Origin of the sequence: Actinophytocola sp., assembly GCF_009379765.1 — a bacterium.
Classification (GTDB): domain Bacteria; phylum Actinomycetota; class Actinomycetes; order Mycobacteriales; family Pseudonocardiaceae; genus Actinophytocola.
On sequence record NZ_WHTD01000086.1, the window covers coordinates 1 to 25,860 of the forward strand.

The window sequence follows — 25,860 nt, forward strand, 5'->3', positions numbered from 1 at the left end:
ACCAGCGCCGGCGGCTCGTCGGACCGCACCATGGCCTGGGACTACTACCCCGACGGGAAAACTCAAATCCCGCAGCGACGATGGCGTCCCCGCTGGTCTACACGTCGCGCTGGTGGACAACTCGGACACCGCCAACGTGGCGGCCACCGGCGCCTGGACCCGCGACGACACCGGAAGCGGCTACCAGGGTTTCGACTACCACACCGCGCCCGCCGGCACCGGCACCAGTCATTTCACGTGGACGCCGGTCGTGCCCGCCGACGGCACCTACGAGGTGTTCGCCCGCTACCCGTCCGATGTGACCGGCGCCGCCAGCGACGCGACCTACACCGTCGACACCGGCACCACCCAAACCCCCGTGACGGTCGACCAGACCCAAGGCGGCGGGACCTGGGTCAGCCTCGGCCGCCACCAGCTCACCGCCGGCACCGCCACCCACATCACCCTCACCGACAACGCCGACGGCACGGTGCTGGCCGATGCGGTGAAACTGGTCCGCGATAACACCGGCGAGCCTGACACCGAGGCGAAGACGTTCAGCCACAGCTACGACCCGAACGCGAACCTCACCACGCTGTCCGACTCGAGCCCGGGTGCCGCGGTCGACACGTACCAGTTGACCTACAACGGGCTCAACCAGCTCACCACGGTCGAAGAGAAACTCGCGACGGTGGTGAAGAACACCACCAGCTACAGCTACAACGAGAACGGCGCCATCACCACCCGCGACCACGACCGGCAGGACTCGGTGTTCGACTACACCACCCGCGACCTGCTCGCCACGGTCACCAACACCGAAACCGGCGGCACCCCCCAAGTCACCGTGTTCAGCTACACCCCGCGCGGGCAGATCGACGGGGAGACCAAGGCGAACGGGAACACCGTCGACCACGGCTACCACCTCGACGGCGCCCTCGCCTCCCAGGTCGAGAAGAAAACCGACGGCACCCTGGTCTCCCAGCACCTGATCGAGTACACCGCGAACGGGAACCGGGCCACCGACGCGACGAAGATCCAGAACGCCGACAACCACACCGCCTACCTCGACCACATCTACCACTACAGCTACGACCCCCGCGAACGCCTCACCCAAGTCCAGAAGAAGACCACCGGCGGCACCGTGGTGGAGACCGAGACCTACCGCCACGACGCGAACAACAACGTCATCGACCAAACCGTCGACGGCACCCACACCACCTTCGCCTACGACCGCAACCGCCTCACCACCACGACCAGCGCTGGTGGGGCGACCGCCGGCTACAACTACGACCCCTTCGGCCGGCTCGACACCGTCATCTCCGCCGGGCAGATCATCGAGCAGTTCGTCTACGACGGGTTCGACCGCACCACCACCCACCGCAAACGCGACACCAGCGGCACACTGCTGTCCACCACCTACCGGTATGACCCGCTGGACCGGACCGCGGCGAAGACCGACAAGGCCGGCACCCCCGACGCGGAGACCACCGACTTCGCCTACCTCGGCCTGTCCGACAAGGTTGTCGCCGAACAGATCGCCGGGCAGTTGCAGCGCACCTACCAGTACGACGCGTACGGCCGCCGGCTGACCCAGCAGAGGAAGGACACCGACGGTGGTGGTCCGCAGGTCGCCGAGGACACCTACTACGGCTACAACCCGCACACCGACGTCGAAACCCTCACCACCGCATCCGGGGACACCACAGCCACCTACGGCTACACCGCCTACGGCACGGATGACACCGAAGCCTTCACCGGCATCGACAAACCCGACACCCAAAACCCCGACAAGGAACCGTTCAACTACTACCGCTACACCGGCAAACGGTTCGACCCCGCCAGCGGCAGCTACGACATGGGCTTCCGCGACTACAACCCGGCGATCAACCGCTTCACCGTCCGCGACACCTACAACGGCGCCCTCGCCGATATGAACCTCGGCACCAACCCGTGGACCGGCAACCGCTACACCATGGCCGGCGGCAACCCCATCACCGGCATCGAAATCGACGGTCACTGTCCGTTGGATGCCTGCGGGGTCGGTACGCCGCTCGGCGACGGGCGCGTGTCCACCACCGGCCCGGCCGACCCCGGCAACTCCGATGCGGGCTACTACCAGAACGGCACCTACGTCGCGCCCGCGAAGCCGATGGACGGCTACCTGCATGACGTTGGCGTCACCCGAGTCATCGCCCCGGACACCGCCACCTACGCCAACGCCTACCAAGCCGCCAGCCGCGAGTTCAAAGACAGATTCGGCGACGACGCCCTCACCGGCATCCACTGCACCAGCCCCGACACGAACTCCTGCGGCTACGGCCTACTCACCCACGCCACCGAGTTCGGCCAAGCCATGTGCCGCCAAACCGGCATGACCTGCGGCGACCAAAACACCTTCGCCCGCATCATGGCCATGGCCGCCGCCGGCGGCATGATGTCCGGCGGCAAAGACGGAAGCATGTCGGTTATGAGCGGCCGAGTCGGCAGGCCCACTAGCCCGCTCGACATGGTCCGCCTGCGCGATCAGCTGCACAGAGAGGAGTACGCTTCGCTGTTCAATCGCGACGGCACCCTCACTCATGATGCACTAAGCCAGGGTGAAAGGATTATGGAGGCTACCGACTTGGGGAACGATGCTTTGAAGAGCGCGCTAACCTCGGATGGTAGTCGCCTAGGTGACTGGGGGAAGTACTCCATAGCACGGCGCATGCCAGGCTATGGGTCAATTGAAGTTCATTACTACTATAACCCAGTCACGGATAGAGTTAACTACAATTTCGACTACAAGACTAAGCGGGTCGGATAACATAATGCGTGTACGTTGCATCCGGTTGATCAATGCGCGGAACGAGCCCCTCGAATGGAGTAGGGCGCTCACCGTGGGAAAAGAGTACGTTGTATTGGCGGTTAGCGCGACCATCGGACATCAGGTTCGCGTCCGCATCACGAGCGATCTTGATACTCATTCTCTGTGGCCGATTGAAATCTTTGAAGTAACATCTGGCTCGTTGCCATCTAATTGGACTGCCATAATTCGCCATAGACAGCTAGATTTTTGCCCTTCAAGTTGGGGTCGGATAGGATTTTGGGACGATTACTTTAACGACGACGCAGTGGCGATCGCGCAATTCGAAAGAGAACGAGATGTGATTGTCCAAGCGGACCTATCCGCTTCGTAACCACCATCGCCAGTGGTGCGACCGCCAGCTACAACTACGACCCTTTCGGCCGACTGGACACCGTCACCTCCCCGCCGGCCAGATCATGAGGGTTATTCAAAACCCCCATTTGATTGAGAAGAAGAACAATGCGCGGGCTGCGTTGTATGTTTGACGGTAGGTGGTATATGGGCGGCGGTAGTCGGTGTGGAGGATGCGCCAGTTCTTGACGTGTGACACGACTCGTTCGACCGGTGCTCGTAGTGCGGATATTGAGGCGTTCGCAACTTTCTCACCCTCGCTGGCGCGAGCAACTGCTCAACCAACGCTTCAAGTGACCCCGGAACCGACACATCAAGATCATCCCAGATTCCGCCATGAAGTCCACCCGCGACACGCCAGCAGGATCAGCTACATCACAGCTGAATAGCTACGATCACCTGTGTGTGGCTCCCGAATACTTGATTGGTATATATTGTGAACGAGATCAAGTCTAAGAGGGTTATCTGGAAGATAGTTGCAGTAATTGTGTTGAGTTCGGCTTGGTTCGCTGGCGCACATCGGTTCGTCCAAGCCTTCAACGTCTACTGCGATGCGATAGGGGGCGTTGGCATCGGCAAACTCCCTGGGGCAATTGTAGTCGCCTTAACCGGATGGATCGTTTTCCTGACCGCGGGCTTCGGTATTTGCTGGCTGATATCGCGTATCAGGCGGGCTGCGACATGGAAGTTATTTGGCGGAACTGGATTGCTGCTGCTGGTAGTGTTGTTGATATCGTGGTCGTACATATCGCTTGCGATTACGGTCAGAAACGAACCTTCTCCGATGTACGAACATTGCTCGAGTGGGCAGCCTCCATGGTGGCCATCCTGGATTCCGCTGCTACCTGTCTAAATAGGAGGAACAGAATCTGGCTGTCCGCCGTACGGGACCGCAACGGCAACGAGCAGAACTTCACCTACTCCGGAGAACCCGCTCGCGGCTATGGCGGTACCGCCGACGTGGTCGACGCGGCCCGCGACCGTGGCTTACCTGTGACCGTCATATGGCCAGAAGGCGCCACGCGGGACTGAGACCCAAGTGGCGAGCGCAGCAGCCCCGAGTGCATACGTCGTGGCCGCCTCCGCGCCACCGGTGCTCAAACCCATTGCTACGACGCCATCCTGCCTATGCCGTGAGTGTCACGACGCTTCGCGATGCCGGTGTCACGGTGCTCGATCCGGACGCCATCACCGAACGCGACGAGAACGGGCTCGCGATCTTCGCCTGGACGCGGATTCTCGAGCGTCTCGAGGACATCAAATGAGCCCACGCACGTTCGGCGTCTCGGTCAAAGCGGTCGATCGCCACCTGGTACGCGCGGCTGCGCGCATAGGCGACCTCAGGGCGCGGCCGGCGAGGTGACCGCCGGGTGGTGGCGGCCGATCGGGATGACCAGCGGGGTGCCGCTCACCGGGTCGGTCGTCACCTGGCAGCGCAGGTCGAAGACCTCTGCCACCACCGGCGGGGTGATCACCTCGGCCGGCGGGCCCTGGGTGACGATCCGGCCCTCCTTCATCGCGACCACGTGGTCCGCGTACCGGCACGCCTGGTTGAGATCGTGCAGCACCATCACGATGGTGCGGCCCTCGCGGCGGTTGAGGTCCACGATCAGGTCCAGCACGTCGATCTGGTGGGCCAGGTCCAGGAACGTCGTCGGCTCGTCCAGCAACAGGATCGGCGTCTCCTGGGCGATGGCCATCGCGATCCAGGCCCGCTGGCGCTGACCTCCGGACAGCTCGTCCACCGGGCGGTCGGCCAGCTCGACGAGCGACGTCGCGCGCAACGCCGAGAGCACGGCGGACTCGTCGGCGGAAGACCATTGACGCCACCAGCTCTGGTGCGGCGAGCGGCCCCGGGTGACCAGGTCGATCACGGTCAGGCCGTCCGGGGCGACCGGCGCCTGCGGCAGGATGCCCAGCTGGCGCGCGACCGACCGGGTGGGCAGCGAGTGCACCGAGCGGCCGTCCAGGTACACCGTCCCGGCGCGCGGGGTCAGCAACCGGGCCAGCGCACGCAGCAGGGTCGACTTCCCGCAGGCGTTCGCGCCGACGATCACGCTGATCCGGCCCGGTGGAACCAGCAGCGACAGGTCCTCGACCACGACCCGGTCGTCGTAGGCGAGGCGTAGGCCCTCGGCACGCAGGTCGGACACGATCAGCCTCCCGAGCCGGCTCGGTTCGCCCTGGCCAGCAGCCAGAGCAGGAACGGGGCGCCCAGCACCCCGGTGACGACGCCCACCGGCAGTTGGGTGTCCGGCAGCAGCACCCGCGCCAGCAGGTCGCTGCCCAGCACCACCACCGCGCCGGTGCACGCCGACGCGACGAGCGGGGGCGCGGGCCGGCCGGCCAGCCTGCGGGCGATCTGCGGCGACGCCAGTGCCACGAACGCCACCGGACCCGCCGCGGCGGTACCGAAGGCCACCAGGCCGACGCCGGTGAGCATCAGCACCAGCCGGGCCGTCTGCACGGGTGTGCCGAGGCCGACGGCCACGTCGTCACCAAGCGACAGGGTCCGCAGCCAACCGCTCAGCACCACCGCGATCGGGACCAGCACGGCCATCGACACCATCAACGGCGTCGCGTGGCTCCACGTCACGTTGTTGAGGTTGCCGACCATCCAGCCGACCACCGCCTGCGCCTCGTGCAGCTTCGCCCTGGCCAGCAGGTACCCGGTCGCGCTGGTGCACATCCAGGAGACCCCGATGCCCACCAGGATGATCCGGTACCCGGTCGTCCCGCGCTGCCACGCCAGCAGGTAGATCACCAGCGCCGCGAGCACGCCGCCGACCAGACCCAGCGTCTGCGTGCCGAGGCCCGCGCCGATGCCGAGCACCACCCCGCCGACGACCGCGGTGGTCGCGCCGGCCGAGATCCCGATGACGTCGGGCGAGGCGAGCGGGTTGCGGGTGATCGTCTGGAACAGCGCGCCGGACATCCCGAAGGCCACCCCGACGAGCAGCCCCACCAGCGCCCGGGGCATCCGCCAGTCGTAGACCACGACCTGGTCGTAGTAGTCGCCCCGGCTGAACAGCGCCGCGACGACCTTCCCGACGCTGAGCGGGTAGTCGCCGAGCGTCATCCCCAGGCAGAACAGGAAGAACGCGACCGCCGCGAGCGCGAGACACGTCCCGAGCAGCCGCGGCCGCAGCACCCCGGAGACCGGTGGGGCGGAGAGGCGGAAACGCACCGCGGTGACGGCCATCAGAGCTCCGCCAGCCGGCGCCTACGCACCAGCGCGATGAAGAAGGGCGCCCCAATGAACGCGACGATGATGCCCACCTCGGTCTCCCCCGGCCGCGCGATGACCCGCCCGATGATGTCCGCGGCCAGCACCAGGATCGGCGCGAGCACCATCGTGAACAGCAGCAGCCACCGGTGGTCCGGCCCGGTGATCGCCCGCGCCACGTGCGGCACCACCAGTCCCACGAACACGATCGGCCCGACGACCGCCACGGCCGAACCGGTGAGCAGCGTGATCGCGAGCGCCCCTTGCAGCCTGGTCAACCCGACCCGCCTGCCGAGCGCGACCGCCAGGTCGTCGCCCAGGGCCATGCTGTTCAACGCGGTCGCCGACGCCAGCGCCAGCAGCACGCCGGCCAGCACGAACGGCAGCACCCGCAGCACCACGCCGGCGTCCTGGCCCGCGAGTGAGCCGGCGGCCCAGAACCGGTAGCGGTTCAACGCCTCCGGGTCGACCAAGGAGATCCCTGAGGTCAACGACGTCAGCAGTGCCGTGATCGCGACGCCGGCCAGCGCGAGCTTCACCGGGGTGGCGCCGCCGCGACCGGCGCTGCCGAGCAGGTACACGACCGCGCTCGCGAGCAGCGCACCGGCGAACGCGAACCAGATGTAGCCGTAGAGCGAGGTCAACCCGGTCGCGGCGACGGCGACCACGATGCCGAACGCGGCACCCGCGCTGATCCCGAGCAAACCGGGGTCGCCCAACGGGTTCCTGGTCAGCGCCTGCATGACCGCACCGGCGAGCCCGAGCGCGACACCGACGAGCAGGCCCAGCAGCGTCCGCGGCATCCGCCCGCCCCACACGAGCGCCTCGATGTCCGGCTTGCCCTGGCCGACCAGTGCGGACAGCACGTCACCCGGTGGCACGGTGCGGGTCCCGATGGCGAGCGACAGCACGCACAGCACCAGCAGCACGCCGAACGAGACCAGCAGCAGCGTCCGCCGGCGCGACGCCGACGGGCGCACGCCGACTACCGCCTGAGCCACGATCATGTGAGTCACGATACCCAACTGAACTTAGGGTAGGTATACCTCACCGGCAGGTGGCGTGTTAGGTTCGGCTAACTTAACCTCGCACCCCCTCGAAGAGGAGCTCATGTCTTCCGTGCGGCGGCCCATGGCCACGGTCATCTCCCTACTCGCGGCACTGGTTCTGGCCGGTTGCGGCGTCTCGGCGCAACCCTCGAGCGAGCGGCCGGCGAGCGGCGGCGACACCTCCGAGGCCGCGACGTTCCCCCTCTCGGTCGAGCACAAGTACGGCACCACCGAGATCCCGAAGGAGCCGAAGCGGGTCGTCACGCTGGGCCTGTCCGACCAGGACGCGGTGCTGGCGCTGGGCGTCAAGCCGGTCGGCGCGGTCGACTGGTTCAAGGAGCGCCCGTACGGACTGTGGCCGTGGACCAAGGACCTGTGGGGCGCCGACACCCCGGAGATCGTCGGCGAGCGGGACGACTTCAGCTTCGAGAAGATCCTCAACCTGCACCCGGACCTGATCCTCGCGCTGTACTCGGGGATGACCAAGGACCAGTACGACGAGCTGACCAAGATCGCGCCGACGGTCGGGCAGCCCAAGGACTTCGCCGACTACGGCGCGCCGTGGCAGGACATGACCCGGCTCGCCGGGGAGGCGCTCGGCAAGCCCGACGAGGTCGAGAAGCTCATCACCGACGTCGACGACCGGTTCGCGAAGGTGCGCGCGGACCACCCGGACTGGAAGGGCAAGACGGTCGCCGTGGTCGACCCGTACCAGCCGGGCCAGTACGCGGTGTTCCAGAAGACCGACCCGAAGGCCGTCTTCATGACCGAGATGGGCTTCACCGTCCCGGACGAGATCAACGAGGCGGCGGGCGACAACAACGCGGCCGAGATCTCCACCGAGCGCGCGGACATGATCGACCAGGACCTGGTGCTGTTCCTCACCGCCGACCCGGCCGCCGAGGCGCGGGTGAAGGCCGACCCGGTGTACCAGGGCCTCGCGGCGGCCCGGGAGAACCGGGCGATGTTCGTGCCCTACGCGCAGCCGCCGATCGGCGCGGCGCTGTCGTTCAACACCGTACTGAGCATCCCGTACGCCCTCGACGAGTTCGTGCCACTGCTCGACAAGTCCTGAGCCGGTCGAGATCGTCGGGGGTTGGGATGGGGATGCTGCCGCTGACTGGTGGGCAGGCCGGGGTCTGGTACGCCCAGCAGGTCGAGCCGGCCGGGACCGCGTTCAACATCGCGCTGTACGTGGACATCCGGGGGCCGGTCGAGCTCGACCGGTTGGCGGCGGCCGTGGCGGCGACCGTCGGTGAGGCCGAGAGCCTGCACAGGCGGTTCGAGGTGCGCGACGGCACGCCGTGGCAGGTCGCCGCGCCGCGGGGCGAGGCCGGCGTGCCGCTGGTGGACTTCCGCGCCGGCGCCGACCCGGACGCCGCGGCGCAGGCGTGGATGCTCGAGGACCGGGCCCACCCGATGGATCTGGCGCGGGGACCGCTGTTCCGGCACGCGCTGCTGCGGCTCACCGACGACCGGGTGCTGTGGTACCAGCGCTACCACCACATCGTCATCGACGGGGTCGGCCTCGCGCTGCTCACCCACCGGGCCACCGAGCACTACGCGGGCGGCTCGCTGTCCGAAGTGGACTGGTCGCTCGCGCGGCTCACCGACGCGGACGCGGCCTACCGGGCGAGCGAGCGGTTCGCCGTCGACCGGGCGCACTGGCTGGCCCGGTTCGCCGACGCGCCGGAGCCGGCCCGGGTGCTGGACCTGGCGACGAACCCGATCCGCCGGATCGAGCGCCGCCGGTCCACAGTGGACTCCGAGCGGACCGCGCGGCTGCGTGTGTTCGCCGGGCGGGCCGGGGTGCGGCCGTCGCGGGTGCTGATCGCGGCGGTGGCCGGCTACGTGCACCGGGTCACCGGCGCCGCCGACGTGGTGCTCGGGCTGCCGGTCACCGGGCGGGCCGGGGCAGTCCAGCGCGCCGTGCCGGGCATGGTGTCCAACGTGCTGCCGCTGCGGCTGCGGGTCGACTCCGCCGTACCGGTCGGCGAGCTCGTCGACACCGCGGCCGCGGAGGTGGGCTCCGTCGTGGCGCACGGGCGGTTCCGGGCCGAGGAGCTGGCGCGGGAGCTGGGCACTGCCGACGGGGTCGCGGGGCTCGTCGGGCCGACCGTGAACATCGTCGGCTACGCCCCGGTCCTGCCGTTCGGCGCGGCCACCGGCACGGTGCACGAGGTGTGGCCGGGGCCGGTGTCCGACCTCGCGGTCAACATCTTCGAGCACCCGGACGGCACGATCGCGCTGGACCTGGACGCCGACGCCTCGGTGTGCGGGCCCACGGAGCTCACCGCCCACGAGCACGGCCTGCTCGCCGTGCTGGACGCGATGACCGGGTCGCCCTCGCTGCCGCTGCGCGAGGTCGAGCTGGTGCCGCCGGCCGAGCGGTCCCGGCTGATCGAGCTCGGCACCTCCCCGCGCGAGACCGACGAGGTGACCTGGCCCGCGGCGTTCGAGGCCCAGGTGCGGCGCACCCCGGACGCGGTCGCGCTGGTGTGCGAGTCCACGACCCTGACGTATGCGGAGCTGAACGCGGCGGCGAACCGGTTGGCCCGCCTGCTGATCGCCCGCGGCGTGGTGGCCGAGGACGTCGTCGCGGTGGCCATGCCGCGCACGCCGACGCTGGTCGTGGCGCTGCTCGCGGTGATGAAGGCAGCGGCGGCCTACCTGCCGCTGGACACCGACCACCCGGTGGACCGGCTGGCGTACATGGTCGCCGACGCGGGCGCCCGGCTGGTGCTGACCACGTCCGACAACGACGTACCGGGTGAGCGGCTGCCGCACGACAGCCTGGATCTGACCACTGTCGACCTGTCCACATATGACTCCTCCGATGTGGACGTCACGGTGCCGTTGCAGGGAGCGGCCTACGTGATCTACACATCCGGCTCGACCGGGCGACCGAAGGGGGTGGCGGTCCCGCACGACGGCGTCGGCAGTCTGGTCGCGACCGCGGTGGACCGGCTCGGCGTGTCCGCCGGGAGCCGGGTGCTGCAGTTCGCCTCGGTCGGGTTCGACGTCGCCGTGTGGGACCTCTGCATGGCACTGGGCACCGGCGCGCGGGTCGTGCTGGTGCCGCAGGAGCGCCGGGTCGCCGGGCCGGAGCTGACCGGCTACATCGCCGACCACGGCGTGACACACATGATCCTGCCGCCGTCGCTGGTGGCCGCGCTGCCGCCGGGCTGCCGGCTGCCGGCCGGCGCGGTGTTGGTGGTCGGGACCGAGGCGGTGCCGGCCGAGCTGGTGGCGCGCTGGTCGTCGACGCAGCGGGTGGTGGTCGCGTACGGGCTCACCGAGGCGACGGTGAACTCGACGCTGTGGCTCGCCGAACCGGGCTGGGACGGTCCGGTGCCGATCGGTGGGCCGGACCCGAACACCCGGCTGTACGCGCTGGACGGCGCGCTGCGGCCGGTCGGCGTCGGGGTGGTCGGTGAGCTGTACGTCGGCGGCCGGGGCCTCGCCAGGGGCTATCGCGGCCGGCCAGGGCTCACGGCCGAGCGGTTCGTCGCCGATCCCTTCGCCGAGCCGGGTGCGCGCATGTACCGCACGGGTGACCGGGTGCGCTGGCGGGAGGACGGGAACCTGGAGTTCCTCGGCCGGTCGGACGGCCAGGTGAAGATCCGCGGGCACCGGGTGGAGCCGGGCGAGATCGAGAGCGTGCTGCTGCGCCACCCCTCGGTCGGGCAGGCGGTCGTGCTCGCGCGTCCGGACCAGCGGGGCGGGCTGCGGCTGGTGGCTTACGTCGTCGGCGATGTGGACCCGCGCGCCGTGCGCGAGTACGCGGGCGAGCACCTGCCCGAGTACCTGGTGCCGGCCGCGGTGATCACCGTGGCCGATCGGCTTCCGTTGACCCCCAACGGAAAGCTCGACACGCAAGCGCTGCCGGAGCTGGGCTGGGCGACACTGGTCGGCTCGTCGGCGCCGAGCACGGATGCCGAGCGGGTGCTGGCCGAGGTGTTCGCCGAGGTGCTCGGGCTGCCGTCGGTGGGCGTGCGGGACAGCTTCTTCGAGCTCGGCGGCGACAGCATCGTCGCGATCCAGCTGGTCGGCAAGGCCCGCGCGGCCGGGATCCTGCTCACCCCGCGGGAGGTGTTCCGGCACCGCACGGTGGCCGCGCTGGCCGCGACCGCCGTCGTCCGCGACACCGCGCCCGCGCGACACGACTCCGGTACCGGTGTGGTCCCCGCGACGCCGATCATCGGCTGGCTGCGTGACCTCGCCGCGCCGGGCGGCCGCGTCGACGGCTTGCACCAGTCGATGCCGCTGCACGTCCCCGACCTCGACGGCGACCAGCTCACGTCCGTCCTGCAACGGCTGGTGGACCATCACGACCTGCTGCGCGCCACGCTCACTCCGGAGTGGACCCTCGACGTCCCGCCCGCTGGCTCGGTGCGGGCAGCGGACCTGATCGACGAGGTCGGTCCGGGCGCGGACGTGCGGCGGCAGGAGAAGCTCGCCGTCGCGCGGCTGGCGCCGAGCGAGGGCCGGATGCTGCGGGCGGTGTGGTTCCCGGCCGAGCAGCGGCTGCTGCTCGTCGCGCACCACCTCGTGGTGGACGGGGTGTCGTGGCGGATCCTGGCCGAGGACCTGGCCGCGCTCGCCGCCGGCCGTGCGCCGCGGCCGGTGCCGACGTCGTTCCGCTCCTGGGCGACGGCGCTGGCCGACGTCGACCGGACCGCCGAGCTGCCGGTGTGGCGCGCACAGCTCGCCGGCGCGGTCCGTCCACTCGGGACCCGCCCGCTGGACCGGGCGGCCGACACCGCGGCCACGGCCCGCACGCTCACCGTGTCGCTGCCGCCCGAGGTGACGACGCCGCTGCTGGCCACGCTGCCGGCCGCGTACCACGGCTCGGTCAACGACGTTCTCCTTGCCGCGCTGGCGATCGCGGTCACCCGGTGGCGCGGCGGCGACGAGGCGCTGGTCGAGCTGGAGGGGCACGGGCGCGAGGAGCAGCTGGTGCCGGGCGCGGACCTGTCGCGGACGGTCGGCTGGTTCACCAGCACGTTCCCGGTCCGGCTGAGCCCCGGCGCAGGGGACCTCGACACGGCGGTGAAGCGGGTCAAGGAGCAGCTGCGTGCGGTGCCGGACAACGGGATCGGCTACGGGCTGGTCCGCGACCGGCTCGGCGGGCCGGTGCCGGAGCTGCTGTTCAACTACCTGGGCCGGTTCAGCGGCGGCGACGGGTTCGGCGGTGGCGCCGACCCGGCGATGCCGCTGGGCCACCTGCTGGAGATCAACGCACTGGTGCGGGACGGCACGTTCACGGCGAACGTGACATGGCCGTCGGGTGCAGTCGACGAGTCCGAGGTCGAGCGGTTCGCGGCGCTGTGGCGCTCGGTGCTGGTGGAGTTGTCCACTCTGGACGGTGGGGGGCACACGCCGTCGGACTTCCCGCTGGTGCCATTGGACCAGGCCGAGGTGGACGCGCTCGGCCCGGTGGCCGACGTGCTGCCGGCGTCACCGCTGCAGGAGGGCTTCTTCTTCCACGCCGAGGTCGACGCCGACGACGTCTACCTCGTGCAGCAGACTGTCGAGCTGACCGGGTCGGTCGACGCGGCCGCGTTGCGCCGGGCCGCGCAGGCGGTGCTGACCGGCACGCGCCGCTGCGGGCGTCGTTCCGCCAGCTGCCGGACGGCCGGCTCCTGCAGCTCATCGCGGAGGGCGTCGCGGTGCCGTGGCGCGAGACCACCGGCGACCCGGCCGAGGTCGCCGCCGCCGAGCGGGCCGTCCGGTTCGACCTGAGCGTGCCGCCGCTGCTGCGCGTGACGCTGGTCCGCGGCGAGGACCGGAGCCGGGTCGTGCTGACCCTGCACCACATCGCGACCGACGGATGGTCCGCGCCGCTGCTGGTCCACGAGCTGCTCGCGCTCTACGCGACCGGTGACCTGCCGCGGCTGCCCGAGGTGCCGCCGTACCGCCGCTACCACGAGTGGCTCGCCGAACGGGACCACGAGGAGTCCCGCGCCGCGTGGCGCTCCGCACTGTCCGGTCTGGACGGACCGACCCTGCTGCCCGGCACCGTCCCGGCAGCGCGGGCGCGCCCGGCGTCGCTGACGATCGACGTCGCGGCCGAGCCGCTGGCCGCCCTGGCCCGCGCGCACGACCTGACGCTGAACACGCTGGTGCAGGGCGCGTGGGGGCTGCTGCTGGGCCGGCTCACCGGCCGGGAGGACGTGGTGTTCGGCACCACCGTGTCCGGCCGGTCGTCCGAAGTGGACGGTGTAGGCGCGATGATCGGCCTGTTCGCCAACACGCTGCCGGTGCGGCTGCGCTGGCGTCCCGACCAACCGGCCGTCGAGGCGCTGGCCGCGTTGCAGGCGGAGCAGTCGGACCTGACCGACCATCACCACGTCGGCCTGGCGGAGCTCCAGCGCCTCGCCGGTCTGCCGGAGCTGTTCGACACGCTGCTGGTGTTCGAGAACTACCCGGTCGAGGCGACGCTGACCGACCCGGCCGGCACGATCGAGGTCACCGACGTCACCGCGCACGGCGAGGGCCACTACCCCCTGGCGTTGATCGTCCTGCCCGGCGAACGGCTGGCGATCCACCTCGAGTACGACAGCGCGCGCCTCGCCCCGGAGGGGGCCGACCGCATCGGCACGAGCCTGCGCCACCTCCTGACGGCGCTGGCCGAGGACCCGACCCGCCCGGTGTCCCACCTGGACACACACCCCGACGCCGCCGTGCTCACCGGCCCGGACCTGCCGCTCCCCCCGGCAACGCTGGCCGATCTGGTCGACGCGCAGGCCGCCCGGACCCCGGACGCGGTGGCGATACTGGTGTCCCGTGATCCTGGCCCCGAGCCCCTCACCTACCGCGAGCTGGTCGCCTGGTCCCAGGCGGTGGCCGACCGGTTGCCGGCGGGCCCTGGCGATGTGGTCGCGGTGGAGATCCCGCGGTCGACCGAGCTGATCGTGGCGTTGCTGGGCGTGCTGCGGACGGTGCCGCCTACCTCCCGATCGACGTCGACCACCCGGCCGACCGCCGCACGTTCATGCGCACCGACGCGGGCGCGGCGACGGTTCTGACCCCCAGCGAGGTCGAGGCCGCCCGCACCGCGCATGCCGAGCCGAGACCTTCGCCGGCCACGCCGGACGATCCCGCCTACCTGATCTACACCTCCGGCTCCACCGGGCGACCCAAGGGCGTCTCGGTGCCGCACCGGGCGATCGTCAACCAGCTCTGCTGGCTGCGGCACGAGTTCGGGCTCGACGCGAGCGATCGGGTGCTGCACCAGATCTCCGCCGGCTTCGATCCCTCACTCCTCGAGATCTTGTGGCCGCTCACCACCGGCGCCGCCGTCGTACTCGCCGGGCGGGACGGGCACCGCGACCCCGGCCAGCTGGCCGCCACGATCCGCGAGCACCGGGTGACCACGCTGATGACTGTCTCGTCCATGCTCCCGGCGTTGCTCGCGGCCGGTGCGGACGGGTCGTCGCCGCGGGTGTTCGCCGGCGGCGACGCCCTTCCCGCCGAGGTGGCCGACCGGTGGCGGGGCCCGCTGTACAACGTCTACGGGCCTACCGAGACCGCCGTCCAGGTGGCCTGGTGGCGCCACGACGGCCAGCAGTCCGGCGGCACCGTCCCCATCGGACTCCCGGTCGCCAACACCCGGCTCTACGTGCTCGACCGCTACCTGCGCCCGGCACACGAGGGCGAGCTGTACGTCGCGGGCGCGCAGCTGGCCATCGGGTACCACGACCGGCCGGGGACGACCGCGGAGCGGTTCGTCGCCGACCCGAACGGTGCGCCGGGCGAGCGCATGTACCGCACCGGCGACCTCGTGCGCCGGCTGGACAACGGCGCGCTCGGCTACCTCGGCCGCGCGGACCGCCAGGTGAAGATCCGCGGCAACCGGGTCGAGCTCGGCGAGGTCGAGGCCAGGCTCGCCACCCGGCCCGGGGTCACCCAGGCCGCCGCGGCCGTCCACGGCACCCGGCTGGTCGGCTACCTCACACCATCCACTGTGGACATAGAGGCGGTCCGGGCCGCGCTCGCGGCGGCACTGCCCGCGCCGCTGGTGCCGGACGTCCTGGTGGCCCTCGACGCGATGCCGCTCACCCCGAGCGGCAAGCTCGACCGCAACGCCCTGCCCGCCCCCGCGATCGAGCGCGCGCGGGCCAACGACCCGCGCGACGACCGCGAACGAGCGCTGTGCGACATCTTCGCCGCGGTGCTCAAGCTCGACCGGGTCGGCGCGGACGAGGACTTCTTCACCCTCGGCGGCGACAGCATCCTCTCGATCACCGTCGCCGGCCAGGCCCGCAAGGCCGGCATCGACGTGAGCCCGAAAGAGGTGTTCGAGCACCGCACCCCGGCCGCGCTCGCCGCCCTCGCCGCGCCGCCCCCTGCGACACCGGCCGACCGGGACGGCATCGGCGACATCCCGCTCCTGCCGGTGGTGCACCAGCTTCGCGAACGCGGCGGCCCGATCGACCGCTTCACCCTGTCCATGCTCGTCCAGACCCCGGCGGGCGCGACGGGGGACCGGCTCACCGCCACCCTGCACCCGATCCTCGACCGGCACGACGGCCTCCGCCAGCGGCTCACCAGGATCGCCCCGGTCCTCTGGTCGCTCGAAGCACTCCCCACCGCGACGGTCGAGGTGCACCGCGTCGACGTGACCGGGCTCGACGACCTGCGGCCGGTGATCGCCACCGAGTCCGCCGCGGCAGCGGTCCAGCTCGCCCCCGAAGCCGGCACGATGCTGCGGTTCGTCTGGTTCGACGCGGGCCCCGAGCCCGGCCGGCTGCTGATCGTCGCGCACCACCTGGTGGTCGACGGCGTGTCCTGGCGGATCCTGTTCGAGGACCTCGCGACCGCATGGCGGGGCGGCGAGCTCGATCCCGTCCCCACCTCACTGCGCCGCTTCGCCCGCACCGTCGCCGAGCAGGCGCGGGCCCCGCACCGGCTCGCCGAGCTGACCCACTGGACCGAGACCCTCGCCCCCGGCGCGGACCTCGTCCCCGGCGCCCGCCCCGGGCTGGTACGCGACCTGCACGGCCACGTCGTCGAACTGTCCACGGAGGACACCGCGCCGCTCCTGCGGGGCGCCGACCTGCACGAGGTGCTGCTCACCGCGTTGCGCGTCGCGGTCACCCGGTGGCGCGGGAACGCCGACCTGCTCGTCGACGTGGAACGGCACGGCCGCGAGGGCGACCTCGACCTGTCCCGCACGGTCGGCTGGCTCACCAGCGTCCAACCGGTCCGGCTGCCGGCCGCCGCGAACACGGTCGAGCTGGTCCGCGAATGTCTGCGGAGCGCACCGGACCACGGGATCGGCCACGGCATGCTGCGCCACCTCAACGCGCAGGCAGCCCCGTTGCTCGCGCAGCTGCCGCCGGCCCAGGTGCTGTTCAACTACTTCGGCCGCTTCCCCGCCGCGCAGCACCAGGACTGGGCGCCCGCGCCCGAAGCCGACGCGCTCGACCTGCTGCCCCACCCCGAGATGGGCATGTCGCACGTGCTCGCGCTCGACGCCATGTGCGCGGAGACCCCCGACGGGCCCCGGTTGCGGGCCACCTGGACCTGGGCGGGCGGGCTCACGGCGGAGGACGTGCGCACGCTCGCCGGCGAGTGGCGGGCGGCGCTGCACGAGCTGGCGGGCGCCGACTCCCGCCTGCTCGATCACGTCCAGACGCTCGCCGGGCAGCCGGTCGAGGAGATCTGGCCGCTGTCGCCGCTGCAGGAAGGCCTGTTCTTCCACGCCACCTACGACGCGACCGAGCTCGACGTCTACACCGCGCAGAGCGCGATGGACTTCGACCACCGCCTCGACCTCGACCGGCTCCGCAAGGCGTGCGCGACGCTGCTCGCACGCAACGCCGGCCTGCGCGCCGGGTTCACCAGCGACGGCGTACCCGGCCCGGTGCAGTTCGTCGCGGGCGCACCCGAGCTGCCGATCGAGGAGATCGACCTCAGCGACGTCGTGGATCCGCACGGCCACGCACTCGAGCTGATGGACGCCGACCGCGCCCGCCGGTTCGACCTCGCGCACCCGCCGCTGTGCCGGATGCTGCTGATCCGCCTCGGTGACGGCCGGGACCGGCTCGTCACCAGCCACCACCTGATCCTGTGGGACGGCTGGTCGCAGGGCCGGTTCCTCGACCAGCTGCTCGCGCTGTACGAGCGGGGCGGGGACGACCGCGACCTGCCCACCCCGGGCGCCTACCGCGACTTCCTGACCTGGCTGTCCACACAGGACACCGAGGCCGCGCGGGCCGCGTGGCGGAACGCTCTTGCCGGGCTCGCCGAGCCGACGCTGGTCGGCCGGGCCGAGGTCGCGATGCGGCCGGTGATCCCGCGCCGCCACCTCGTCGAGCTCGACGCCGACCGGCTCCAGGCGGTCGCGCGGCACGCCGGGGTCACGTTGAACGCGCTGCTCAACGCCGCGTGGGCGCTGGTCCTCGCCGGCGCGACCGGCCGAGGTGACGTCGTGTTCGGCACGACCGTCGCCGGCCGGCCCACCGAGGTGCGGAACGTCGAGAGCGCGATCGGCCTGTTCCTCAACACCGTGCCGGTCCGGGTCGCGCTCGATCCACACGAGACGGTCGCGGAGCTGCTGCGGCGGATCCAGGACCGGCGCACCGCATTGATGCCGCACGAGTACCTCGGGCTCGGCGAGGTGCAGCAGGCCGCCGGCCACCCGGTGCTGTTCGACACGCTGTACGTGCTGCAGAACTTCGTGGACGCCGACGGCTTCGCCGCGCTCGGCGCCCGCTACGGCATCACCGACGCGAGCGGGGTGGACGCCACCCACTACCCGCTCACCCTGGTCGTCACGCCCGGCCCGGCGGTGCGGGTGAAGCTCGAGTACCGGCCGGACGTGTTCGACGACGCCACCGCGGAGTCCTATCTGACCCGGTTCAGCACGGTGCTGGAACGGCTCTGCGCCGACCCCGACGCGCCCATCGGCCGGCTGGACCTGTTGCTGCCGAACGAGAAGGCGCTCCTGGCGGCCGAGTGGGACGCCAACCGGCACCCGGTGCCGGACGACACGGTGGCCGATCTGCTCGCCGCGCGGGCCGCTCGCACGCCCGAGGACACCGCGCTGGTGTTCGGCGACCGCACACTCAGCTATGCCGAGCTGGACGCGCGGATCAACCGGCTGGCCCGGCTGCTGCTCGCGCGGGGCGCGGCACCGGAGACCGTGGTGGCGCTCGCGCTGCCGCGCTCGATCGAGATGGTCGTCGCGCTGTTCGCCGTGCTGCGTACCGGCGCCGCCTACCTGCCGTTGGACCTCGACCACCCGGTGGGCCGGCTGCGGCTGATGGTCGAGGACACCGGGCCGGTGTGCCTGCTCTCGATGTCCACAGTGGACGCAGGGCTGTCCGCGAGCGCCGTGCGGCTCGACGACCCGGCGGTACTGGCCGAGCTGGCCGCACCGCCGGACAACGAGATCACCGACGACGAGCGGCCGGCGTTCGCGCACGGGACGCCCGGCCGGCTCGAGCACCCGGCCTACGTGATCTACACCTCGGGCTCGACCGGCAAGCCGAAGGGCGTGGTCACCCCGTACCGCGGGCTGACCAACATGCAGCTCAACCACCGCGCGGAGATCTTCGGCCCGACCATCGCCGCGACGAACCGCAGGCTGCGGATCGCGCACACCGTGTCGTTCGCGTTCGACATGTCGTGGGAGGAGCTGCTCTGGCTCGTCGAGGGCCACGAGGTGCACGTCTGCGACGAGGCGCTCCGCCGCGACGCCGAGGCGCTGGTCGCCTACTGCGAACGGCACCGGATCGACGTCGTCAACGTCACGCCGACCTACGCCCAGCTGCTGTTCGAGGAAGGCCTGCTCGAAGGCCATGTCCCGCCGCTGGTGCTGCTCGGCGGCGAGGCGGTGCCCGACCCGGTGTGGCGGCGGCTCCGCGACACCGACGGCACCTACGGCTACAACCTCTACGGCCCGACCGAGTACACGATCAACACCCTCGGCGCGTCCACTGTGGACTCCGAGACGCCGACGGTGGGCCGCCCGATCCGGAACACCCGTGGCTACGTCCTCGACGCGCGGCTGCGGCCGGTGCCGCCGGGTGCACCGGGCGAGCTGTACATCGCCGGCATCGGGCTGGCCCGCGGCTACCACGACCGGCCCGGACTCACCGCCGAGCGGTTCGTGGCCGACCCCTTCGGCGCGTCGGGCGAGCGCATGTACCGCACCGGTGACCTGGTGCGCCGGCGCCAGGATGGCAACCTCGACTTCCTCGGCCGCACCGACGACCAGGTGAAGATCCGGGGCTACCGGGTGGAGCTGGGTGAGATCGAGGCCGTGCTCACCACTCATCCTCAGGTGGCGCAAGCCGCGGTGCTCGCGGTCGACGCGGGCGCCACGAAGCGGCTCGTGGCCTACGTCGTCTCGACCTCCGAGGACCTGCGGGAGTACCTCAAGCAGCGGCTGCCGGACTACATGGTGCCGGCCGCGATCGTGCCGGTCGACCACCTGCCGCTCACGGTGAACGGCAAGCTCGACGTGCGGGCCTCCCTGCGCCCGAGATCGCGGTGACCGCCGGCCGGGCACCGTCGACGCCGATCGAGGCAGTCCTGTGTGGACTGTTCACGGACGTTCTCGGCGTGGCCACGGTCGGGGTCGATGACGGCTTCTTCGAGCTGGGCGGCCACTCGCTGCTCGCCACCCGGCTGATCAGCCGGGCCCGCACGGCACTCGAGGTGGACCTGGCCATCCGGGACCTGTTCGAGGCGCCGACCGTGGCCGCGCTGGCCGCCCGGGTGGCCGCCGCCGAGCGGCCGAACCGGCCGCCACTGGTCGCGCGCGAGCGGCCGGCCGAGGTACCGCTCTCCCATGCGCAGCAGCGGCTCTGGTTCATCCAGCAGATGGAGGGCTCTTCGGCGCCTATGCTCGACCCTGCAAGCAGGTCTTCGGTATCGATGCTCGACCCTGCAAGCAGGTCTTCGGTATCCATGCTCGACCCTGCAAGCAGGTCTTCGGTATCCATGCTCGACCCTGCAAGCAAGTCTTCGGCCGCGTACAACTTCCCGTTGGTGTTCCGGCTGCGCGGCGTGCTCGACCTGGCCGCGTGGGAGGCCGCGCTGGGCGACGTGGTGGCCCGGCACGAGGCGCTGCGCACGGTGTTCGTGGAGCGCGACAGCGTGCCGTACCAGCGGATCCTGCCCGAGGGCCGGCCCGTGGTGGAGGTCGTCGCCTTCGCGGAGCACACCGTGCGGGACGCGGTCGAGCGACCGTTCGACCTGTCGACCGAGCTGCCGCTGCGGGTGACGGTCGCCCGGGTGTCCGAGGGCGAGTACGTGGTCGTCGTGCTGCTGCACCACATCACCACCGACGAGTGGTCGGACCGGCCGTTCCTGCGTGACCTGGCGATCGCCTACGCCGCGAGGCTCCGCGGCGCCGCACCGGACTGGGCACCGCTCGCCGTGCAGTACGCGGACTACTCACTGTGGCAGCAGGAGGTGCTCGGCGACCCGGCCGACGCGGACAGCGTGGCCGGCACCCAGCTGGCCTACTGGCACCGCACGCTCGACGGAGCGCCGCAGGAACTGGAGCTGCCCGCCGACCGAGCGCGCCCGGCCAGGCCGACGTTCCGCGGCGCGGAAGAGTTGCTGTCGCTGCCCGACGAGGTCTGCGCGGGCCTGCGCTCCGTTGCCGCCGAGACCGGCGCGAGCATGTTCATGCTGCTGCACGCGGTGGTCGCGGCGCTGCTGCACCGGATGGGCGCCGGTACGGACATCCCGCTCGGCGCCCCGATCGCCGGTCGCGTCGACGGCGCGCTGGACGAGCTGGTCGGGTTCTTCGTGAACACCCTGGTGCTGCGGACCTCCGTGGCCGGCACGTCGTCGTTCACGGACCTGGTGGCGTCGGTGCGGGAGACCGACCTCGCCGCGTTCGCCAACGCCGACGTGCCGTTCGAGGCGGTCGTGGAGCGGCTCAACCCGACCCGCTCGCTGGCGCGGAACCCGCTGTTCCAGGTGATGGTCGGCTACCACAACGTCGGCGACGAGGGGCTTGGGTTGCCCGGCCTGACCGTCGAGCCGGTGCCATTCCCCAACCGTGGCGCCAAGTTCGACCTCGTGTTCAGCTTCGCCGAGCACGCCGCCGGCGGGCGGATCGAGTGCCGGCTGGAGTACGCCACCGACCTGTTCGACCCGGCGACGATCACCGGGCTGGGCGCACGGCTGGAGCGGCTGCTGGCCGCGGTGGTTGCCGACCCGCACGCTCGGCTGTCCGATGTGGACCTTCGGACGGCCGCCGAGCGGTACGAGGTGGTCGAGGGCTTCAACGCCACCGACCGGGACGTGCCCGCGCTGACGATGCCGGAGCTGTTCGCCCGGTGCGTGGCGGCGAAGCCGGACGCCGACGCGGTGGTCGACGGGTCGACGACGCTCACCTACGCGCGGCTGGACGAGCGGTCGAACCGGATCGCCCGGCTGCTGCGGCGGCACGGGGTCGGCGCCGAGGACGTGGTCGGCCTCGCCGTGCCGCGGTCGGCGGACATGGTCGCGTCGGTGCTGGCCGTGCTGAAGCTCGGCGCGGCGTACCTGCCGCTGGACCTGTCCCACCCGGCCGACCGGATCGCCTACATGCTCGCCGACGCGCGGGCACGGCTGGTGCTCACGACCGAGACGGTGACGGGCAAGATCCCCGACACCGGCGCGGCCCGGCTGCTGCTGGACACCCCGGACCTGCTGGCGAGTCTCGACGGGTCCTCAGTGGACACCGGACCGTTCGGTTTGGACACCGAAGACCTGCTTGCAGGGTCGAGCATCTATACCGAAGACCTGCTTGCAGGGTCGAGCATCAACACCGAAGACCTGCTTGCAGGGTCGTCGAGCATGGATACCGCGGCGTACGTCATCTACACGTCCGGCTCGACCGGCCGACCGAAGGGCGTTGTGGTGCCGCACGACGGCGTCGCGTCGCTCGCGGCGACCGCCGTCGACCGGATGCGGTTGCGCGAGGACAGCCGGGTGCTGCAGTACGCGTCGGTCGGCTTCGACGTCGCGGTGTTCGAGCTGACCATGGCGCTCTGCGTGGGTGGGACGCTGGTGCTGGCGCCGGAGGAGGTGCGCACGGCCGGGCGGGAGCTGACCGAGTTCCTGCACCGCGAGCGGGTGACGCACATGATCCTTCCGCCGTCGCTGGTGTCGGCGCTGCCCGAGGGCTGCGAGCTGCCGTCCGACGCGACGATCCTGGTCGGCACCGAGACCGTGCCGCCGGACCTGATCGGCCGGTGGGCGGGGCGGCTGAACGTGCTGGCCGCGTACGGGCTCACCGAGGCGACGGTCAACTCGACGCTGTGGCAGGCGGTGCGGCCGGCAGCGCCGGACCGGGCGGGCACGGTGCCGATCGGCGTGCCGGACCCGAACACCCGGGTGTACGTGCTGGACGACCGGCTCCGACCGGTGCCGCCCGGGGTGACCGGCGAGCTGTACGTCGCCGGCCGCGGGCTGGCTCGGGGCTATCTGGGGCGGGCGGCGCTCACGGCCGAGCGGTTCGTGGCGTGCCCGTTCGGCCCGCCCGGCACGCGGATGTACCGCACGGGCGACCGGGCGCGGTGGCGGCGGGACGGGTTGCTGGACTTCCTCGGCCGGGTCGACGACCAGGTGAAGGTGCGCGGGTTCCGGGTCGAGCTGGGCGAGATCGAGGCGACGCTGGCCCGGCATCCGTCGGTGCGGCAGGCCGCGGTGGTGGCCGACCGGTCCGGATCGGTGACGCGCCTGGTCGGCTATGTCGCCCCGACGGCCGGCGTGGTGGATCCGGTGGAGCTGCGCGCGTACCTGGCGGAGTTCCTGCCGGAGCACATGGTTCCCGCGACTGTCGTACCGCTGGACGGGCCGCTTCCGTTGACGCCCAACGGAAAGCTGGACCGGCGCGCGCTGCCGGCGGTGGACTGGTCGACGCTGGCCGGCGACGACCGCCCGGCGACCGCGGCACAGCACCGCCTGGCCGGGCTGTTCGCGGAGGTGCTCGACCTGCCCTCGGTGGGTGTGCACGACAACTTCTTCGCGCTCGGCGGGCACTCGATGGCCGCGATGCGGTTGTGCGGGCGGGTCCGCGCGGCGTTCACGGTCGACCTGACGATCCGCGACATCTTCGACGCGCCGACGGTCGCGTCGCTGGCCGACCGCCTGGGCCCGGCGACAGAGGGCCGCCCGGCGCTCACCCGCCGCGTGCACGCGGGGCCCGTGGCGGCGCCGGTGCAGCGCAACCACTCGGCCGGCGTGGACCAGGCGTTCGCCGTCCGGTGGTCCGACGTGTCCGATGTGGACGTCGACGCGCTGGTGGCGGCGGTGGACGACGTGGTGGCCCGGCACGAGCCGCTGCGCGACCCCGCGCTGTTCAGCGCGCGCTGGGACGCACGCTCGGCGTCGCTGGAGCTGAGGATGAGCTACCTCGCCGTCGACGAGTGGTCGGTGGTCCCGCTGTTCCGCGACCTGAGCCAGGCCTACGAGGCGCGCCGGGCCGGCCACGCTCCCGAATGGACACCGCTGCCTGTCACGTACTCCGACTACGCGGCGTGGGCGACCGAGGTCCTCGACGCCGTGGCCGGCCGCCAGCTCGCATACTGGCACGACCGCCTCGGCGGTCTGCCCCGGCTGTGCCTGCCGGCCGATCGCCCGGGGCCGGCAAGCGACGCCGCGGACTTCGTCGGCCTGGTGCTCGACGCCGGGCTGCACCGCAGGATCGACGAGCTGGCGCGAGCGTCGGGAACGAGCATGTTCATGGTCCTGCAGGCCGCGCTGGCCCGGCTGCTGACGGCCCGGGGCGCGGGCACGGACCTGCCGATCGGCACGCTGGTGGCAGGCCGGTCCGAGGAGCCGCTCGCGGGCCTGGTCGGGTGCTTGTTCAACACGGTCGTCCTGCGCACCGACACATCGGGTGAGCCGGGCTTCCGCGAGCTGCTGGCCCGGATCCGGGAGTCCACTCTGGACGCCCTGGCCCACCAGGACGTCCCGCTCGCCGACGTGGCTGCGGACAAGCCGCAGGTCATGCTCGTCCACCACGAGCAGGCCCGGCTGGCCGGCCCGGCGACCGGCACGGCGACCGCGATCCCGGTCGGCAGAACGGAAGCCGAGCTGACGCTGGCGTACTACGAGCCGCCGGGCGGCGGGCCGGTGGCGTGCTACCTGCACTACCGAACAGGCCTGTTCGACCGTGCCACGGTCGAGTCGCTGGGTCGCGAGCTCGTAACCATCCTGGAGTCGGAGGTATGAGATGACGAACCCGTTCGAGGACCCGAACGGCACCTACTACGTGCTCGTCAACGACGAGGACCAGCACTCGCTGTGGCCGTCCTTCGCCGAGATCCCGGCCGGCTGGCACACCGCCTTCGGCCCCGAACCGAGGGACGCCTGCGTGGCCTACGTGGAGGCGTCCTGGACCGACCTGCGGCCCAGGACGCTCCGGGAGCGGATGGCCTAACTTGTCGGGTGCGAGGTGAGGTATCCGCCCATCGCGCGGAAGTACGCCAGGGCCGGCCGCTCCGTGCCGTCGTCGAGGCGGACGCGGCGGACGAGCAGGCCGTGGTTGCGGCCGAACCGGGCGTCCGCGCCGGCGACGATCACCACGCCGTCGCCCTCCTTGATGAAGATGCGGCCCGGGGTGCCGCCGTACCGGCCCGTCGACACCGCGGCCGAGACGATCCGCAACCGCGTGGAACCGTGGTAGCAGAAGGCGTTCGGGTACGGGTCGGACTGCGCGCGCACGAGCCGCTCGAGGTCCGCGGCGGGCCGGCCGAGGTCGATCCGACTGTCCTCGATGGACCGCTTGTGGAAGAAGCTCGCCTTGGCGCGATCCTGGGCCACGAGCTCGCGCCGCCCGGCGGCGATCATCGCGAGCGCGTCGACGACGATCGGGCCGATCAGGTCGACCGTGCGGTGGAAGAGGTCGGTCGCCGTGTCGGTCGGGCCGACCGGAACCGCGCGCTGCAGCACGATGTCGCCGGCGTCGAGGGTCTCGTTCATCATGTGCGCGGTGACGCCGACCTCGGCCTCTCCGTTGATGAGCGCCCAGATCACCGGCGCGAACCCGGCGTAGGCGGGCAGCAGGGAGTCGTGCACGTTCAGCGTGCCGTGCCGGGGAAGCTCGAAGATGTGCGGCGGGATCCAGGTGCGCCAGTTGTTCGCGACGATGATGTCCGGGTCGGCGTCCTTGAGCGCCTGCCCGACGTCCTCGTCCGGCCGGTTGCGCACGACGACCGGAACGCCGTTGGCCTCGGCCAGCTCGGCCACGGAGTCGCTCCAGATCGACTCGTAGGCGTGCTCGCTCGCCGGGTGCGTGACCGCCAGGGCTACCTCGTGCTCGGACGTCAGCAACGCCTCGAGCGTGCGGTACCCCCAGGTCTGGTACCCGAACAGGACCACGCGCATGACCACTCCTCCGTGCCTTGTGAGCTGTAACTCAGGTGAAGCAAGCCTACCCTTACCGT

The 25,860-nt window shown here is 71.3% G+C and carries 13 protein-coding genes; 9 read left to right on the plus strand and 4 right to left on the minus strand.

The window, feature by feature from the left end; translation table 11 throughout:
* Positions 1-112 precede the first annotated feature (112 nt).
* The 3 genes from GEV28_RS24505 (at position 113) to GEV28_RS24515 (ending at position 4,443) form a co-directional block, all read left to right on the plus strand.
* A complete protein-coding gene (locus tag GEV28_RS24505; protein ID WP_291414528.1) occupies positions 113-2,785 on the plus strand; it encodes an RHS repeat-associated core domain-containing protein in 2,673 nt (890 codons plus the stop codon).
* 1,005 nt (positions 2,786-3,790) lie between these two features.
* Positions 3,791-4,210 (plus strand): hypothetical protein, encoded by a 420-nt coding sequence (locus tag GEV28_RS24510; RefSeq protein WP_291414530.1) that lies wholly within the window; start codon positions 3,791-3,793, stop codon positions 4,208-4,210.
* 101 nt (positions 4,211-4,311) lie between these two features.
* The gene (locus GEV28_RS24515; RefSeq protein WP_291414532.1) at positions 4,312-4,443 is read left to right on the plus strand and encodes a hypothetical protein; all 132 of its coding nucleotides are present in this window, start codon (positions 4,312-4,314) and stop codon (positions 4,441-4,443) included.
* A gap of 75 nt (positions 4,444-4,518) precedes the next feature.
* On the opposite strand, the gene GEV28_RS24520 is transcribed toward GEV28_RS24515, so the two are convergent.
* Genes GEV28_RS24520 through GEV28_RS24530 form a run of 3 tightly spaced genes read right to left on the minus strand, consistent with a single transcriptional unit; the run spans position 4,519 to position 7,411 of the window.
* On the minus strand, positions 4,519-5,334 hold the full coding sequence (locus GEV28_RS24520; RefSeq protein WP_291414557.1) for an ABC transporter ATP-binding protein: 816 nt from the start codon (positions 5,332-5,334) through the stop codon (positions 4,519-4,521).
* Positions 5,334-6,380, minus strand: coding sequence for an iron chelate uptake ABC transporter family permease subunit (locus GEV28_RS24525; RefSeq protein WP_291414533.1), 1,047 nt, complete (start codon positions 6,378-6,380; stop codon positions 5,334-5,336). The genes GEV28_RS24520 and GEV28_RS24525 overlap by 1 nt, the downstream gene beginning before the upstream one ends.
* Positions 6,380-7,411 carry an iron chelate uptake ABC transporter family permease subunit gene (locus GEV28_RS24530; RefSeq protein WP_291414535.1) on the minus strand — a complete coding sequence of 344 codons (1,032 nt, stop codon included), beginning with the start codon at positions 7,409-7,411 and terminating at the stop codon, positions 6,380-6,382. The genes GEV28_RS24525 and GEV28_RS24530 overlap by 1 nt, the downstream gene beginning before the upstream one ends.
* A gap of 103 nt (positions 7,412-7,514) precedes the next feature.
* Here GEV28_RS24530 and GEV28_RS24535 point away from each other — a divergent pair, with 103 nt between their 5' ends.
* The 6 genes from GEV28_RS24535 to GEV28_RS24560 are packed head-to-tail and all read left to right on the plus strand — an operon-like array spanning position 7,515 to position 24,854.
* Complete coding sequence (locus GEV28_RS24535) at positions 7,515-8,528, plus strand: ABC transporter substrate-binding protein (RefSeq protein WP_291414536.1); 1,014 nt, start codon at positions 7,515-7,517, stop codon at positions 8,526-8,528.
* Positions 8,529-8,560: 32 nt separating this feature from the next.
* Positions 8,561-13,198: a non-ribosomal peptide synthetase gene (locus GEV28_RS24540; RefSeq protein WP_291414537.1), complete on the plus strand. Its 4,638-nt coding sequence runs from the start codon at positions 8,561-8,563 to the stop codon at positions 13,196-13,198.
* Positions 13,099-14,484: a condensation domain-containing protein gene (locus GEV28_RS24545; RefSeq protein ID WP_291414558.1), complete on the plus strand. Its 1,386-nt coding sequence runs from the start codon at positions 13,099-13,101 to the stop codon at positions 14,482-14,484. Before GEV28_RS24540 ends, GEV28_RS24545 begins: the two co-directional genes overlap by 100 nt.
* Positions 14,415-19,961: a non-ribosomal peptide synthetase gene (locus GEV28_RS24550; RefSeq protein ID WP_291414560.1), complete on the plus strand. Its 5,547-nt coding sequence runs from the start codon at positions 14,415-14,417 to the stop codon at positions 19,959-19,961. The genes GEV28_RS24545 and GEV28_RS24550 overlap by 70 nt, the downstream gene beginning before the upstream one ends.
* On the plus strand, positions 19,958-24,646 hold the full coding sequence (locus GEV28_RS24555) for a non-ribosomal peptide synthetase (protein WP_291414538.1): 4,689 nt from the start codon (positions 19,958-19,960) through the stop codon (positions 24,644-24,646). Before GEV28_RS24550 ends, GEV28_RS24555 begins: the two co-directional genes overlap by 4 nt.
* 1 nt (position 24,647) lies before the next feature.
* Positions 24,648-24,854, plus strand: coding sequence for an MbtH family protein (locus GEV28_RS24560; RefSeq protein WP_291414539.1), 207 nt, complete (start codon positions 24,648-24,650; stop codon positions 24,852-24,854).
* Here the strand turns inward: GEV28_RS24560 and GEV28_RS24565 are convergent.
* On the minus strand, positions 24,851-25,801 hold the full coding sequence (locus GEV28_RS24565) for a methionyl-tRNA formyltransferase (protein ID WP_291414540.1): 951 nt from the start codon (positions 25,799-25,801) through the stop codon (positions 24,851-24,853). The genes GEV28_RS24560 and GEV28_RS24565 overlap by 4 nt on opposite strands.
* Between the last annotated feature and the right edge of the window lie 59 nt (positions 25,802-25,860).

Excerpts from the sequence above, each read along its gene's own strand:
- GEV28_RS24510 (WP_291414530.1), top strand. The coding sequence starts at position 3,791 with ATGGATCGTTTTCCTGACCGCGGGCTTCGGTATTTGCTGGCTGATATC.
- GEV28_RS24525 (WP_291414533.1), bottom strand. The coding sequence starts at position 6,380 with ATGGCCGTCACCGCGGTGCGTTTCCGCCTCTCCGCCCCACCGGTCTCC.
- GEV28_RS24530 (WP_291414535.1), bottom strand. The coding sequence starts at position 7,411 with ATGATCGTGGCTCAGGCGGTAGTCGGCGTGCGCCCGTCGGCGTCGCGC.
- GEV28_RS24535 (WP_291414536.1), top strand. The coding sequence starts at position 7,515 with ATGTCTTCCGTGCGGCGGCCCATGGCCACGGTCATCTCCCTACTCGCG.
- GEV28_RS24540 (WP_291414537.1), top strand. The coding sequence starts at position 8,561 with ATGCTGCCGCTGACTGGTGGGCAGGCCGGGGTCTGGTACGCCCAGCAG.
- GEV28_RS24560 (WP_291414539.1), top strand. The coding sequence starts at position 24,648 with ATGACGAACCCGTTCGAGGACCCGAACGGCACCTACTACGTGCTCGTC.
- GEV28_RS24565 (WP_291414540.1), bottom strand. The coding sequence starts at position 25,801 with ATGCGCGTGGTCCTGTTCGGGTACCAGACCTGGGGGTACCGCACGCTC.